Source organism: Pseudomonas baetica (assembly GCF_051216495.1).
Lineage (GTDB): Bacteria > Pseudomonadota > Gammaproteobacteria > Pseudomonadales > Pseudomonadaceae > Aquipseudomonas > Aquipseudomonas baetica_B.
Map to the genome: position 1 here is coordinate 1 of NZ_JBPKAM010000127.1, position 15,201 is coordinate 15,201.

The 15,201-nt window shown below is 61.4% G+C and carries 12 protein-coding genes; 6 read left to right on the plus strand and 6 right to left on the minus strand.

The genetic code is table 11. From position 1 onward, the window contains the following. Positions 1-91 precede the first annotated feature (91 nt). The 6 genes from ACSFE6_RS27885 to edd form a co-directional block, all read right to left on the minus strand. Positions 92-1,399 (minus strand): ABC transporter substrate-binding protein, encoded by a 1,308-nt coding sequence (locus ACSFE6_RS27885; protein WP_435430617.1) that lies wholly within the window; start codon positions 1,397-1,399, stop codon positions 92-94. A 129-nt stretch (positions 1,400-1,528) separates the two neighbouring features. Next, positions 1,529-2,788: a D-mannose isomerase gene (locus ACSFE6_RS27890; protein ID WP_435430618.1), complete on the minus strand. Its 1,260-nt coding sequence runs from the start codon at positions 2,786-2,788 to the stop codon at positions 1,529-1,531. Between the two features lie 218 nt (positions 2,789-3,006). Next, positions 3,007-4,434 (minus strand): ATP-binding protein, encoded by a 1,428-nt coding sequence (locus tag ACSFE6_RS27895; RefSeq protein WP_435430628.1) that lies wholly within the window; start codon positions 4,432-4,434, stop codon positions 3,007-3,009. A gap of 31 nt (positions 4,435-4,465) precedes the next feature. Further along, positions 4,466-5,197, minus strand: a complete 732-nt coding sequence (locus ACSFE6_RS27900; RefSeq protein ID WP_435430619.1) for a response regulator — start codon at positions 5,195-5,197, stop codon at positions 4,466-4,468. Positions 5,198-5,355: 158 nt separating this feature from the next. Then, the gene (locus ACSFE6_RS27905; RefSeq protein ID WP_435430620.1) at positions 5,356-6,306 is read right to left on the minus strand and encodes a glucokinase; all 951 of its coding nucleotides are present in this window, start codon (positions 6,304-6,306) and stop codon (positions 5,356-5,358) included. Then, entirely contained in the window at positions 6,303-8,129 is a 1,827-nt protein-coding gene (gene edd, locus ACSFE6_RS27910; RefSeq protein ID WP_435430621.1) for a phosphogluconate dehydratase, read from the minus strand. The genes ACSFE6_RS27905 and edd overlap by 4 nt, the downstream gene beginning before the upstream one ends. 221 nt (positions 8,130-8,350) lie before the next feature. On the opposite strand from edd, the gene gap reads away from it, so the two are divergent. From gap to ACSFE6_RS27940, 6 genes are all read left to right on the plus strand, one after another. Continuing rightward, entirely contained in the window at positions 8,351-9,352 is a 1,002-nt protein-coding gene (gene gap, locus ACSFE6_RS27915) for a type I glyceraldehyde-3-phosphate dehydrogenase (RefSeq protein WP_435430622.1), read from the plus strand. A gap of 160 nt (positions 9,353-9,512) precedes the next feature. Further along, the gene (locus tag ACSFE6_RS27920) at positions 9,513-9,977 is read left to right on the plus strand and encodes a methylglyoxal synthase (RefSeq protein WP_435430623.1); all 465 of its coding nucleotides are present in this window, start codon (positions 9,513-9,515) and stop codon (positions 9,975-9,977) included. A 77-nt stretch (positions 9,978-10,054) separates the two neighbouring features. Further along, complete coding sequence (locus ACSFE6_RS27925; protein WP_435430624.1) at positions 10,055-10,615, plus strand: RNA polymerase sigma factor; 561 nt, start codon at positions 10,055-10,057, stop codon at positions 10,613-10,615. A 61-nt stretch (positions 10,616-10,676) separates the two neighbouring features. Continuing rightward, entirely contained in the window at positions 10,677-11,642 is a 966-nt protein-coding gene (locus ACSFE6_RS27930) for a FecR family protein (protein ID WP_435430625.1), read from the plus strand. Positions 11,643-11,764: 122 nt separating this feature from the next. After that, positions 11,765-14,326 carry a TonB-dependent receptor gene (locus ACSFE6_RS27935; RefSeq protein WP_435430626.1) on the plus strand — a complete coding sequence of 854 codons (2,562 nt, stop codon included), beginning with the start codon at positions 11,765-11,767 and terminating at the stop codon, positions 14,324-14,326. 114 nt (positions 14,327-14,440) lie between these two features. After that, a complete protein-coding gene (locus tag ACSFE6_RS27940; RefSeq protein ID WP_435430627.1) occupies positions 14,441-15,040 on the plus strand; it encodes a biliverdin-producing heme oxygenase in 600 nt (199 codons plus the stop codon). Positions 15,041-15,201 lie beyond the last annotated feature (161 nt).

Here is a 15,201-nt window from a genome sequence, read left to right on the forward strand (position 1 = left end):
CCCCCCCCCCCCCCCCCCCCCCCCCCCCCCCCCCCCCCCCCCCCCCCCCCCCCCCCCCCCCCCCCCCACAGGGGTTACTCAGTGCAGGGGATTACTGCGCCGCTTTGACCGCCGACGCCAGCTGGGCGCTGGCCTTGGCGGGGTCGGCGTCCTTGTCGTTCATGAAGTTGGTGACCACGTCAAAGATCGCGCCTTGCACCGCCAGGGAAGTGGCCATGTTGTGCGCCATGCTCGGTTGCAGGCCGCCGGTCTTGTCGTCCGCGATGAAGTCCTTCGCCGACTTCTGGGCACACTCGTCGAAGCCGAGCTTGTCCATTTCGTTCAGCATGTCGTTACGTACAGGGATTGAACCCTTGTTCATGCTGAAGACTTTCTGGAAGTCGGTGCCGAGCGCGACCTTGGCCAGGTCTTGCTGCGCGGCGATGTCACCCTTGCGATCCGCCTTGAGCTTGAACACGGCCATCGAGTCGATGTTGTAGGTAAAGGCTTTGTCGGTGCCCGGGAACGGCACGCACTGATAGTCCTTGCCGGCGACTTTCTTCGCCGCGGTCCACTCGCTCTTGGCCCAGTCGCCCATCATCTGCATGCCAGCCTTGCCGTTGATGACTTCGGCGGCCGCAATGTTCCAGTCACGACCGGCACGGTTCGGGTCCATGTAGGTGGTGAGCTTTTTCAGCTCGGTGAAAGCCTTGGTCATATCAGCGCCCGACAGGGTCTTCTGATCGAGGTCTACCAAAGCTTTCTTGTAACCATCGGCGCCCATGACCGACAGCACGACGTCTTCGAATACGGTGCTGTCCTGCCAAGGCTGGCCACCGTGGGCGAGCGCGATGAAGCCGGCGGCCTTGAGCTTGTCGCCGGCGGCGTAGAATTCTTCGAGGGTGGTCGGGGCCTTGTCGATCCCGGCTTTCTTGAACACGTCCGGGTTGATCCACAGCCAGTTGACGCGATGGATATTCACCGGCACAGCGACGTAATCGCCTTCGTATTTAACGGTGTCGGAGACTTTCTTCGACAGCAGGCCGTCCCAGTTTTCCGCCTTGGCGACAGGTGCCAGGGTGTCGGTGCTCAGCAGGCCAGTGCTGCCCCACTCCTGGATGTCCGGGCCTTTGATCTGGGCAACGCCCGGCGGGTTACCGGCGACGGCGCGGCTCTTGAGAACGGTCATGGCCGTGGAACCGCCACCACCGGCGACTGCGCCGTCCTTCCAGGTGAAGCCGTCTTTTTCGACCTGGGCCTTGAGGACATCGACCGCTGCCTTTTCACCACCGGACGTCCACCAGTGAACGACTTCCACCGAACCTTTGGCATCGTCGGCAAGGGCACTGAGCGGGAACGCGGAAAATGGAACCAGGGAGGCGAGAGAAATGACAGTAGCGAGGCGAGAAATCGCATTCATCTAGTAGTACCTTTCTTGTTGTTATGCGTTGCAAGTCTGGTGCTTGCGCTGCATGGATTCTAAACAGGGGATACCCCTTCGCAGGTAACGAAGGGACGCGCGAATGTCACCACATGGTTACACAGCTGATTACACAGCAGCGCTCTGGGACAGCTGCCCCAGCGCCGTGGCCATGCTCGGCGCCAGGGGCAGGCGCGGAATCAGCAGCGCTTGCCAGGCGTGATAGAGGTCGGGTTTGCCGGCCCAGATATCGGCGCTCGGACGGTTCAACGGGTCGAGTTCGTGGTGCCAGCTGCCATCGCAGCGGTCGATGAAATGCTTATCACAAAATTCCCAGAACAGCCGGTACCAGTGCTCGTACCGCACGTCGCCGGTACGTTTGAGCAGGGCACTGGCAGCCGCACTGGCTTCGCAATGAGTCCAGTGCAGGCGATGGCGAACCACCGCGCGATTGTCCCAGTCGAGGGTATAGACAATGCCTGGCGCACCATCGATGTCCCAGCCGTGCCGACAGTTTTGCTCAAAGAGTTTTTCCGCATCGGTGGCCAGCCATCCCGGCGTGAGCATACCGGCCCGCACCCGCGCCGCTTCGAGGTGCAACACCAGTCGCGCCCACTCGAAACCGTGACCCGGTGTGGTGCCGTAGGGACGGAAGCCATCAGCCGGATTGTCGTGGTTGTACTCGCGCAGGGGTTGCCAGTCGCGGTCGAAATGCTCGATCACCAGATAGTCATTGGCAGCGGCGTGACCATGAATCACCCGCTCGACGATGCGCTGGGCACGGCACAACCAGCGGTTGTCGTCGGTGACATCGGCCAGGGCGAGGAAGGCTTCGGTGGCGTGCATGTTGCTGTTGGCGCCGCGATAGGCCTCCTCTTCACTCCAGTCACGATTGAAGGATTCGCGCATGGCGCCCTCCTCCTCGCTCCAGAAATACGTGTCGATGATGTCGATGGCATCGTCGAGCAAGGCCTGCGCCCCGGGCCGTTGCGCGACCAGCGCAGAGCTGGCGGCCAGCGCTACGAAGGCATGCAGGTAGGCGTTCTTGCCGGTGTTGCCGTCGCGGTGCTCGGCCACGGCGAACCAGCCGCCATGCGTGGCATCGCGCAACGGTCCGTGCAAGGCCTGGACGCCGTGATCCACCAGCTCCGAAAATCCCGGCAAACCCTGAATGTGGGCCATGGCAAAGCTGTGGGTCATGCGCGCAGTGTTCATGGTTTCGGCTTGCGCGCCGGCCGGCAGGTGACCTTTTTCATCGAGATTGCCAAAGCCTTCTGGCAGCTTCGAAGCCTTGGCAAACGCCAACAGGCGCAGGCCTTCGGCGGTGAGCCATTGCTGATGGACAGGTGCGTTCAGCCAACTGCTGAAGTCAGGTTGGAAGTGATCCATGGGGGGCCTTTTTTGTTGTTATGACTTAAGGGGCAGTCTAAACAACGGGCCGGGGCGGGCTTGTAACGAAGGGGGCGAGTTATGTCACCAACCTGTGACATTTCACTGAGGAAAATATTGAATGGTCTGACGCCTTCGCGAGCAGGCTCGCTCCCACAAAGTCACCACCGCTCACTGTGGGAGCGAGCCTGCTCGCGAAGAACGATAACGCGGTATGCCTAATCAGCGCTGCGAGGCAATTGAAGCGTCACCCTTAACCCACCCTCACGCAAATTCTGCAAACTCACTTCCCCCCCATGGCTATGGGCAATGTTGCGGGCAATCCCCAACCCCAACCCATAACCCTGCTGCTGCCCGGCCAGGCGAAAGTGCGGTTCGAACACCTGTTCCAGCCGCTGCTCGGGAACCCCCGGTCCTTCGTCGTCGACATGCAGCACAAACGCGCTGTCGTCGTCATCGATGTGCAGGTGTGCGTTCTGCCCGTACTTCAGGGCGTTGTCGATCAGGTTACCGATGCAACGCTTGAGCGCCAGCGGTTTGCCCGGATAGGTGGCCAGCGCCCGACCCTGTTGGGTCACGCGACCGTTGCCATTCGGCGCCAGATAAGGTTCCACCAGGCAGTCAAGCACGTAGTTAAGGTCCACCTGTTCGATGTTTTCATGGATGTCGGTGTCTTTCACGCACTGCAGCGCACCTTTGACCAGCAGTTCCAGCTCATCCAGATCGCGTCCGAACTTGGCTTGCAGCGTCTCGTCTTCAAGCAGTTCGACCCGCAGTCTCAACCGGGTAATCGGCGTGCGCAGGTCATGGGAAATCGCGCTGAACAACTGGCTGCGTTCGGTCAGGTAACGACTGATGCGCTCGCGCATGGTGTTGAAGGCCCGGCCGACTTCGACCACTTCGCTGCCGCCGCCCTCGGCCACCGGCTTCACATCAGCGCCCAAGGACAAATCCCGTGCCGCCCGCGCCAGGCGCTTGAGCGGCCGGCTCTGCCAATGCACCAACAGGCCAATGAACAACAGCAGGAAACCGCTGGTGAGGACGATGAACCACACCTGCTGCGCCGGCAGGCCTTGCTCTTCAAGACTGGTATAGGGCTCGGGCAACAGCGAGGCGATGTACAGCCATTCGCCGGGCGCCATCTGGATCTGCGTCACCAGCACCGGCGGATTCACCGGCTCCAGGGTCAGCGCATAGTGCGCCCAGGAACGTGGCAATTCATCGAGTTTCAGGCCGCCATTGAAGATGCGCAGGTCTTCGGGGCTGACGAAGGTAACCGAGATATCAGTGTCCTGCCCCAACGACTGACGCAACACTTCATCCACCGCCTTGATCACCGCCGCCTTGCGCGGTGTGATCGGCAGCACTTCCATCCCCAGGGGTTTGTCGTTGAGCGTGACCACGAACCGCGTGCCGCCCATGCTGCGCAACTGATCGAGCACCAGCGGCCGAAACGCCACCGGCAACGAACGGAAATAACTAACACTGGCGGTCATCGAGTGGGCCAGGCTGCGGGCGCTGGTGACCAAACCTTCAAGCTGCGTGGCGCGCAATTGCGAGACCCAGATCACGCTCGACAGCGCCTGGGCGAACAACACCGCCAACAAGGTCAGCAGCAACATGCGCCCGAGCAGCGAGCGCGGCATCGGCACCCGCCGGGCCAGTTTGCGCAGGGACTCAGTGACCATTGCTGGCAATCACGTTGGCTGCCAGTTGGTAACCGCTGCCACGCACGGTGCGAATCAGCCGTGGCGGTTTTTCCGTGTCGCGCAAGCGCTGGCGCAGGCGACTGACGGCCATGTCGACGATGCGATCGAGTGGCATCAGTTCACGGCCACGGGTGGCGTTGCCGATGGTGTCGCGGTCGAGGATTTCCTGGGGGTGATCGAGGAACAGTTTCAACAAGGCGAAATCGGCGCCGGACAGGATCACTTCTTCGCCATCGATGTGAAACAGCCGATGGCTGACCGTGTCCAGCCGCCAGTCATCGAAGGCCAGCACTTCACCGCCGTTACGCTCCTGACCGAACTGGGCACGGCGCAACAGGGCCTTGATTCGCGCCTGCAATTCACGGGGACTGAAGGGTTTGCCCAGATAGTCGTCGGCGCCCAGCTCCAGGCCGATGACCCGATCGGCCTCGTCGGAACTGGCGGTGAGCATGATGATGGGAACCTGGGCCCGCTTCGGGTGCTGGCGAATCCAGCGACACAGGCTGAAACCGTCTTCGTCCGGCAGCATCACGTCGAGGATCACCAAATCGCTCGGTTCTTCGTTCAATGCCTGGCGAAAACCGGCGCCATCGGGCGTGGTACGAACCTGGAAACCGGCGCGGGTCAGGTAGGTGTCCAGCAACTCGCGTATCTCTTGATCATCATCGACCAACAAAATCGACTTGTTGACTGAGCTCACTTCGAAGGCATCCTTTTTGTTGGAATTGGGGCGGATTATGCCTGATCGTGCGTAAATCTTTGGTGTCTGTGCAGGCCCCTTCGCGAGCAGGCTCGCTCCCACAGGATGATCGACAACCTTGTGGGAGCGAGCCTGCTCGCGAAGGGGGCGACACGGTTTTATGCCTGCTCCAGCGCCACTCCTGCTCCGACGAGGCCGGAATACGGCGCCGTCACCAGCCACACCGGTATACCCTTGAAGTAATCGCTCATGCAGCCCTTGTCGGCAAAGCAACGGGCAAAACCGCTTTCAAGGAAGAAATCGGCAAAGCGCGGAATCACGCCACCAACGATGTACACGCCACCGCGCGCACCGGTGGTCAGCACGTTGTTGCCGGCCACGCGGCCGAGCCAGCAGCAGAATTGCTCAAGCACTTCCAGGGCAATCGGATCGCCCGCCAGACCGGCGGCGGTGATCGCTTCCGGTGTTTCGAGCACCGGTTCGTGCCCATCCACGGCACAGATCGCCCGATACACACGGGGCAAGCCGCCGCCGCTCAACGCCGTTTCCGCGCTGACATGGCCGATCTCGTTGAAGATGTGTTGCCACAACTGGGTTTCCCGCGGACTGCTCAGCGGCAGGTCGACGTGGCCCCCCTCCCCCGGCAACGCCGCGAAACGCCCTTCGCCAAGATCGAGCAAGGTGCCGACACCCAAACCTGTACCCGGGCCGATCACCACCGCCGGGCGCAACGGCTCAGGCGTACCTTCGCAGACCACGCGGAATTCGCCCGGCTGCAAACGGGTCATGCCCAAGGCCATGGCCGAGAAGTCGTTGACCAGCAACAACTGCTCCACCTGCAAGGTCTGGCAAAAGCCTTTGCGGCTCAGGCGCCAATGGTTGTTGGTGAATTTGAATTCGTCACCGCTGACCGGACCCGCCACCGACAGGCACACCGAACCGATCGCCCCCGGTTCCAGACCCAACCCGCTCAGGTAGAGGGCAATCGCCTCCTCGGGGCTGGGAAAGTCGGCTGTCGCCAGCACCTGGACCGATTCCAGCTGCTGGTTTTTCCACAACGCGAACCGTGCGTTGGTCCCACCGATGTCACCGACCAAAGCCAGTTTCAATTAAGCGTCTCCAGGGCAGAAGTAAAGGCGCTGGCGCCCTGCTCCGCCGAGCTGAAGGCCATGCGCATGAAACCGAACAGCTCACGACCGGTGCCGATGTTGTTACCCAACAAGCCCTTGGCCGGCGTGCGCGCTGCGAATTCGTCGGCGTCCACCTTAAGCTCCAGGGTGCCTTTGACGCCATCGACGCGGATGATATCGCCCTCTTGCACCCGCGCCAAAGCGCCACCCACATAGGCTTCGGGGCTGACGTGAATGGCCGCCGGGATTTTCCCCGACGCGCCGGACATGCGCCCGTCGGTCACCAGTGCCACCTTGAAGCCGCGATCCTGCAGCACGCCGAGGAACGGCGTCATCTTGTGCAGCTCCGGCATGCCGTTGGAACGCGGGCCCTGGAAGCGCATCACCGCGACGAAATCCTTCTCCAGCAAACCGGCCTTGAACGCATCGGCCAGGTCCTGCTGATCCTGGAACACCATGGCCGGGGCTTCGACGATCTGGTTTTCCAACGCCACGGCGGAAACTTTCATGACACCGCGACCGAGGTTGCCTTCCATCACCCGCAAGCCGCCCTCTGGCGAGAACGCGCGAGCAACCGGGCGCAGGATGCTTTCGTCCATGCTGTCGGTGATGCCTTCGCGCCAGACCAGTTCGCCGTTGTCGAGGAACGGCTCCTGGGTGTAGCGGCGCAGGCCCGGGCCCATCACGGTGTTGACGTTTTCGTGGAGCAACCCGGCGTCCAGCAGTTCGCGGATCAGGAACGACATGCCGCCCGCTGCCTGGAAGTGGTTGATGTCGGCCTTGCCGTTCGGGTAGACGTGACTCAGGGTCGGCACGACTTCGGAGAGGTCGGCCATGTCCTGCCAGGTCAACTGGATGCCCGCCGCCATGGCGATGGCCGGCATGTGCAGGGTGTGGTTGGTCGAGCCGCCGGTGGCGTTCAAGGCGACGATGGAGTTGACCAGCGAACGCTCGTCGACGATCTCACCGATCGGCATGTAATTGCCGTTCTGCTTGGTCAGGCGCGTCACCTGATGCGCCGCTTCGCGGGTCAAGGCGTCGCGCAATGGGGTGTTCGGGTTGACGAAAGACGCGCCTGGCAAGTGCAGGCCCATGACTTCCATCAGCAACTGGTTGGTGTTGGCGGTGCCGTAGAAGGTGCAGGTGCCGGGGCTGTGGTAGGAGTTCATTTCCGATTCCAGCAGTTCCTCGCGACTGGCCTTGCCTTCGGCATAGCGCTGGCGCACATCGGCTTTCTGCTTGTTGGAAATGCCCGAGACCATCGGCCCGCCCGGGACGAAGATCATCGGCAGATGACCGAAACGCAACGCACCCATCATCAGGCCCGGGACGATCTTGTCGCAGATGCCGAGCATCAGCGCGCCATCGAACATGTTGTGGGACAGCGCCACGGCGGTGGACAGCGCGATCACTTCACGGCTGGGCAGGCTCAGCTCCATGCCCGGCTCGCCCTGGGTCACACCATCGCACATGGCGGGGGTGCCGCCGGCGAACTGGCCGACCGAACCGATCTCGCGCAGTGCCTTCTTGATCAGCTCCGGGAAGACTTCGTACGGCTGGTGCGCCGAGAGCATGTCGTTATATGACGAAACTATCGCGATGTTCGCGGAGTTCATCATCCGCAGGCTGTTCTTGTCGTGGCTGCCGCAACCGGCCACGCCGTGGGCGAAGTTGGCGCATTGCAGTTTGCCGCGCATCGGACCGTCGCTGGCGGCATCGCGGATCAGTGCCAGGTAAGCCTCACGCGTGGCGCGACTACGGGCGATAAGGCGTTCGGTGACCTCAAGGACGCGGGGATGCATGTGTAGAACTCCAGGCTAACGGATGTGGCGGACCTGATTGTCTATGCTGATCAAACGCCGATGTCGTTGGGATGACGGACGGTTTTGTTGATCGGTTGGACCAGTTGGTTCAGGTCACTCGTTGTAGAATGAATAAAATATTGCCATCAAAAAGGCTTGTTTTCTATTTTTTTACGAATAATCTTGTTATTCCAACAACAAAACGACGGTAGCGCTGATATATGACTCTTCGAATCGCAATCAATGGTTTTGGCCGTATCGGTCGTAACGTCCTGCGCGCACTCTATACCCAGGGCTACCGTCAGGATCTGCAAATCGTCGCCATCAACGACCTGGGCGACAGCGCGATCAACGCTCATCTGCTCAAGTACGACACGGTTCACGGCACATTCGACGCCGATGTGCAGCACGATCAGGAAAGCCTGACCGTCAATGGTGACCGTATTTCGGTCAGCGCCATTCGCAATCCCGCCGACCTGCCCTGGGCCGCTGAAAAAATTGATGTGGTATTCGAATGCACCGGTCTGTTCACCGACCGCGCCAAAGCCGCCGCGCATATCACCGCCGGCGCCCGCAAAGTGATTATCTCGGCACCGGCCAAAGGCGCCGATGCCACTGTGGTGTATGGGGTCAACCACGACATCCTGCGCCAGTCGCACCAGATCATTTCCAACGCGTCGTGCACCACCAACTGCCTGGCCCCGGTGGCCCAGGTGCTGCACCGCGAACTGGGCATCGAAAGCGGCCTGATGACCACCATTCACGCCTACACCAACGATCAGAACCTGACCGACGTTTATCACACCGACCCGTATCGCGCCCGCTCCGCCACCCAGAACATGATCCCGAGCAAGACCGGCGCCGCCGAAGCGGTCGGCCTGGTATTGCCGGAACTGGCGGGCAAGCTGACCGGCATGGCCGTGCGTGTACCGGTGATCAACGTGTCGCTGGTGGACCTGACCGTGCAGCTCAAACGCGAAGCGAGTGCCGAGGAAGTCAACGCGCTGCTCAAGCAGGCCAGCCAGCACTCGAAGATTCTTGGCTACAACGCCCTGCCGCTGGTTTCCAGCGACTTCAACCACAACCCGCTGTCGTCGATCTTCGACGCCAATCACACCAAGGCCAACGGCAAGCTGCTCAAGGTGCTGGCCTGGTACGACAACGAATGGGGCTTCTCCAACCGCATGCTCGATAACTGCCTGGCGTTGTGTAACGCCGAATAACCCGCCCTCCATCCTGTAGGAGCGAGCATGTCGAATCGTCGCACCGTCGCGATGGTCGTGAACGAAAACGCGGGGAACCTGATGCCCCGCGGTGTTCTCTCGTTCATCGCGAGCATGCTCGCTCCTACTGAGGACGTATCAAGCCCTGGAGCAGCAATCGATGATCGGCATTACCTTCACCCAAAAAACCATGGCAGCACGCAAGCGCATCGCCCTGGTCGCCCATGATCACTGCAAAGTGTTTTTGCTGGACTGGGCCGCACGCCAGAAAGACCGGCTCGCCCGGCACCAACTGGTCGCCACTGGCACCACGGGTTTGTTATTGCAACAACGCCTCGACCTGCCCGTGGAAAGCATGATCAGTGGCCCGTTGGGCGGCGATCAACAGCTCGGCGCGCAAATCGCCGAGCAACGGGTGGACCTGTTGGTGTTCTTCTGGGACCCGTTCGAACCACAGCCACACGATCCGGACATCAAGGCATTACTGCGGGTCGCGGCGGTCTGGAACATTCCGGTGGCATGCAATGAATGCAGCGCCGATTACCTGCTCAGCAGCCCGTTGATGGATCAGGCGCATGCGCATCGGATTCCGGATTACGCGACGTATTTGCAGGGTCGTACCTGACGCTTCACAAATCAATGCTTGACCACTCGAGTAGATGATAAGCATTATCATTTGATCGAAATGGATCAGGTCCTCCCGTGAGTCAATCGCGCTTCAACGACGTCTTCATCACCCAGCGACTGTCCCTGCTGCGCACGCTGGAGCGGATGGTCAACAATCACAGCACCGCCGAAGACCTGCTGCAGGAAACCTACCTGCGCGTGACCCGGGCGCTCAGCGAGCGGGCCATCGATCATCTGGAACCCTTCGTTTTCCAGACCGCCCGCAACCTGGCGTTGGACCACTTGCGCGCCCGGCGCATCCATTCGCGGACCATGGTCGATGACGTGCCGCTGGACGTGGTGGAAAGCGTCGCCGCCCCGGCCAGCAGCGCCGAGGATGCTGCCCATGCCGAACAACTGCTGGAACGCTTGAACGTGCGCCTCGGTCAACTCAGCCCCCGCCAGCAACAGATCTTCATCCTCAGCCGCCTGCACGGACACAGCTATCTGGAGATCGCCGAAAAACTCGGCGTGTCGCTCAGTACCGTGCAAAAGGAGCTGAAACTGATCATGACGATCTGCATCGGAGTAGCTGAGAGGCAGTTGCAAGCTTCAAGCTGCAAGCCACAAGCGAAAAGCGGCGAACCGAACGCCTGACCAAACTTGCAGCTTGCAGCTTGAAGCTTGAAACTGCTTTGCAAAAGCCCGAGGAAACACCGTGACGGACACCCACCGCTCCCCTTCGCCTTCTCCGGCGCAGGTCACTGCAGACGCGATGGACCAGGCTATGGACTGGCTGATCGTGCTGGACAGCCCGAGCGAAGAGCAGACCCGCCAGTTCCACCGATGGCTCGCCGCTGAACCTGCGCATGCCGAGGCGTTCGCCAGGGCCCAGGCGATCTGGAACGGTGCGCAAGTCACGCAATGCGCGCAAAGCCTGGCGTCGCGCCCGGCCAAAATCACCGTGCTGTCGCGCCTGCGTCCGCACTGGAAACCCTTGGCCACCGCGGCCGTGTTGATCCTCGGCCTATTCAGTTTCAGCAGCCTGCCGCTGCGACTGCAGGCCGATCATCTGACCGTGGTGGGGGAACGCCAGCGTCTGCAACTGGAGGACGGCTCGAAAGTCCTGCTCAACACCAACTCGGCGTTTTCCAGCACCATCAACGACCAGCAGCGCGTGGCGCGCCTGTATCAGGGCGAGGCGTTTTTCGAGGTGCAGCCCCATCGCGGCCAACCGCTGGAGATCGACGCCGGCCCGGTCACCGCCAGCGTTCGCGACACGGCATTCGCCGTGCGTTACCTCGATGGCGTGACCCAGGTTCGCGTGCAGCGCGGTGATGTCGATCTGCGTGCCACCGGCGACGATGCGCGAGTTCGCCTTACAGCCGGGGAAAGCATCCGCATCGGCCCCAACGGTTTCGACCGCCCGGCCAAGCTCGATGCCGCTACCGACCTGGCCTGGGTCCAGGGACGCCTGGTGTTCGAGAACTGCCCGCTGAATCAAGTGCTGGCGGAACTGCGCCGTTACTATCCGGGCTGGATCATCAACACCAACGAGCAACTGGCCGATGTTGCCGTGACCGGAAATTACCGTCTCGACCAGCCGCTGGACGTGGTTCGCTCGCTGGCACACATCACCTCGGCACGGCTCAAGGAATACCCGGCGCTGGTCATCTTGAACTAAATGAGAATTATTTTTACTCGATAGCAAACGCTCGTACGTCTCGTTATAGCCAATGCAATTGATTCGCATCTCTAAATGCCAATCAGCACCTATAAAGATTCGTGCGACACGGAGCGCTATCGATGTCCTCTCGCCTCACCCGCCAGTCCTCTTCCCCTTCCCGCGTGCTGTCGCTGCTGACCGCCGCCATTTTGATAGCCGGCACCGCGCCGGTCATGGCCGCCACTGCCGAACAGCCGAGCCGCAACATGGGCGACTACTCGTTCGCCATCGCGCCGCAGCCGCTGGTTTCGGCACTCAATGACTTCACCGCCGTGACAGGCTGGCAGGTCGGCTTGCCGGCGGAACTGGCTGAAGGCGTGGTTTCGCCGGGTGTACGCGGGTCGTTGCCACCGGAAAAAGCCCTGGAGCGGCTGTTGGTGGGGACCCACCTGAACTACCGCAAACTGGGCAACAACAACATCGTGCTCGAACGCCCCACCAGCGCCGGCACCCTGAATCTGCAACAGGTGACCATCAGCGCCACTCGCCAGGAACAGGACATCAACAGCGTGCCCAGCACCGTCACGGTCCAGACTCGCGAAGATCTCGACCGCAACAACGTCAATAACATCAAGGATCTGGTTCGCTACGAACCGGGCGTTTCGGTAGGCGGCACCGGCACCCGCGCAGGCCTTTCCGGCTACAACATCCGCGGTATCGACGGTGATCGCGTGTTGACCCAGGTTGACGGCGTGCAGGTGCCTGACGGTTTCTTCAACGGCCCGTATGCCCAGACGAACCGCAATTATGTCGACCCGGAAATCGTCAAGCGCGTGGAGATCCTGCGCGGCCCGGCGTCGGTGCTGTACGGCAGCAACGCCATCGGTGGCGCAGTCAGTTACTACACGCTCGATCCAGACGACATCATCAAACCTGGCCAGGACGTCGGCGCACGCCTCAAGACCGGCTACAGCTCGGCCGATGACAGCTGGTTGACTTCCGGCACCGTGGCCGGTCGCACCGGCGAATTCGACGGCTTGCTGCACCTGAGCCAGCGCAACGGTCATGAAACCGAATCCTACGGCGAGACCGGCGGCACCGGCCTCAACCGCACCGAGGCCAACCCCGAAGACGTACGCACCACCAATATCCTGGCCAAGCTGGGTTGGAACTACGCCGATGATGCGCGCTTCGGCCTGACTTACGAGCACTACAAGGACGATCGCGACACCAATCAGTTGAGTGCCGTCGGTGGGCCGTTCAACGCAGGACGCGGTTTCGGTTTCTACAAATCCCGCACCGGCAACGACACCATCACCCGCGAACGTTTCGGCCTGGATCATAGCTTCGCGCTGGACAGCCTGCTGGCCGACAACATCAAGTGGACGCTGAACTACCAGATCGCCAAGACCGACCAAAGTACCGAAGAAATCTACGCGCCGTCGCGCACCGTGCTGCGTAACCGCGATACCACCTACAAGGATCGCCAATGGGTGTTCGACGCCCAGGCTGACAAGGCGTTTGCCATCGCCGACACCGACCATGTCGTCACCTATGGCACCACCATCAAGCAGGACAAAGTCACCGGCCTGCGCACGGGCACCGGCACTTGCCTGACCGTAGCTGGCACGTGCCGCGTCATTGGTGCCGTGAGCGCCGCCGATAGCTTGACCCCGGCCAGCGACTTCCCGGACCCGACCATCGACACTTACAGCCTGTTCGCCCAGGACCAGATCGCCTGGAACAACTGGACCTTCGTACCCGGGCTGCGCTACGACTACACCCAGCTCAAGCCGCACCTGACCAAAGAGTTCCTGGCCACTGCCGACCAAAGCGGCAATGGCGAAGTGAACGACGACGAAAAGACCTGGCATCGCCTCTCGCCGAAATTCGGCACGACTTACCGCTTCGATGACCATTACACCTGGTACGGCCAGTACGCCGAAGGCTTCCGCACGCCAACCGCCAAGGCCCTGTATGGTCGTTTCGAAAACCTGGCGGGCGGCTATCAGGTCGCACCGAACCCGGACCTCGAACCGGAGAAGAGCAAGAGTTATGAAACCGGTCTGCGCGGCCAGTTCGACGCTGGCACCTTCGATGTCGCGGTGTTCTACAACAAATATCGCGACTTCATCGACGAGAACGCCATCACGCCCGGCTACACCGAGACCACGTTCCAGAGCAACAACATCAAGCACGCCACCATCAAGGGCATGGAGCTCAAGGGTCGCTTGAACCTGGACACCTTCGGTGCGCCAAGCGGCCTCTACACCCAAGGTTCGGTGGCCTACCTGTACGGTCGCAACGATGACAGCGGAGAGCCGCTCAACAGCATCAACCCGCTGACCGGTGTATTTGGCCTTGGCTACGACCAGGACAAATACGGCGCATTGCTGAACTGGACCCTGGTCAAGCGCAAGACCCGGGTCGACAGCACCAGCTTCAACACCCCGGACGGCACCAGCACCCAATTCAAGACGCCGGGTTATGGGGTGCTGGACCTGGCGGGCTTCTACAAAGTCACCGACGACGTGACCGTCAACGCCGGCCTGTACAACCTGACCAACAAGAAGTACTGGGAGTGGGATGACGTGCGCGGTTACGACAGCGTCGGCGAAGCCTCGGTGACCCAACCCGCCAACCTCGATCGCTTGACTCAACCAGGGCGTAACTTCGCGATCAATCTGGTGTGGGATATCTGACCTCGACCACCTCGCTGCGCGACTTGATTCAAGCCCCGCAGCGAGGATTTTTTACTGTCATGCGTCAGCTCATTCGTCTCGTTACCAGGCACTTCTTTTTCTCAAGGATCTCCCATGACTCAGGACACCACTCAACGCCCGGCCTTGCGCTCGCAACGCCTGAACCAGATCACCCACGAACCTCACAGCAAACTCGACGCGCTGGTCAAAGCCCACGCTCCGTTTGAAACCCAGGCCAACTTCGCTCGTTTCGTGGTGGCGCAGTACCTGTTCCAATCGGAACTGGTGGCGCTGTACAACGATGCAGACCTGACCGCCATCGTTCCCGACCTGCCGGCTCGCTGCCGTGCCGAGGCTGCCAAGGCGGATCTGGCGGACCTGGACACCGAAGTACCGGCACCCGTCGCCGGTGCCGTGAATAATCCGAGCAAGGCGCAAGCCCTGGGCTGGTTATTCGTCTCCGAAGGCTCGAAACTTGGCGCGGCGTTCCTGATCAAGCGCGCCGTGGGTCTGGGCTTGAGCGAAACCTTCGGCGCCCGCCACCTGGGCGAACCCGCCGGTGGCCGTGCGCAAGGCTGGAAAAACTTCGTCAAAACCCTGGATGAGCTGGAACTCAGTGCAGAGGAAGAAGCCGAGCTGGATAAAGGCGCCATTGATGCGTTCAACCGGTTCACGGTGTTGCTTGAACAGGCCTACACCCCAGAACTTGCCTGAAGAAGCACATTCCCCTGTGGGGGGGGGGGGGGGGGGGGGGGGGGGGGGGGAGGGGAAGGGGGGGGGGGGGGGGGAGGCAGCTTCTGCGTCCTGGACTTCTTCCCACAACGGCAGCAACTCACCGCCGACCACCATTTCACTGTCCGCTCCCTGCTCCTCGT

Excerpts from the sequence above, each read along its gene's own strand:
- ACSFE6_RS27885 (WP_435430617.1), bottom strand. The coding sequence starts at position 1,399 with ATGAATGCGATTTCTCGCCTCGCTACTGTCATTTCTCTCGCCTCCCTG.
- ACSFE6_RS27890 (WP_435430618.1), bottom strand. The coding sequence starts at position 2,788 with ATGGATCACTTCCAACCTGACTTCAGCAGTTGGCTGAACGCACCTGTC.
- ACSFE6_RS27895 (WP_435430628.1), bottom strand. The coding sequence starts at position 4,434 with ATGCCGCGCTCGCTGCTCGGGCGCATGTTGCTGCTGACCTTGTTGGCG.
- edd (WP_435430621.1), bottom strand. The coding sequence starts at position 8,129 with ATGCATCCCCGCGTCCTTGAGGTCACCGAACGCCTTATCGCCCGTAGT.
- gap (WP_435430622.1), top strand. The coding sequence starts at position 8,351 with ATGACTCTTCGAATCGCAATCAATGGTTTTGGCCGTATCGGTCGTAAC.
- ACSFE6_RS27920 (WP_435430623.1), top strand. The coding sequence starts at position 9,513 with ATGATCGGCATTACCTTCACCCAAAAAACCATGGCAGCACGCAAGCGC.
- ACSFE6_RS27935 (WP_435430626.1), top strand. The coding sequence starts at position 11,765 with ATGTCCTCTCGCCTCACCCGCCAGTCCTCTTCCCCTTCCCGCGTGCTG.
- ACSFE6_RS27940 (WP_435430627.1), top strand. The coding sequence starts at position 14,441 with ATGACTCAGGACACCACTCAACGCCCGGCCTTGCGCTCGCAACGCCTG.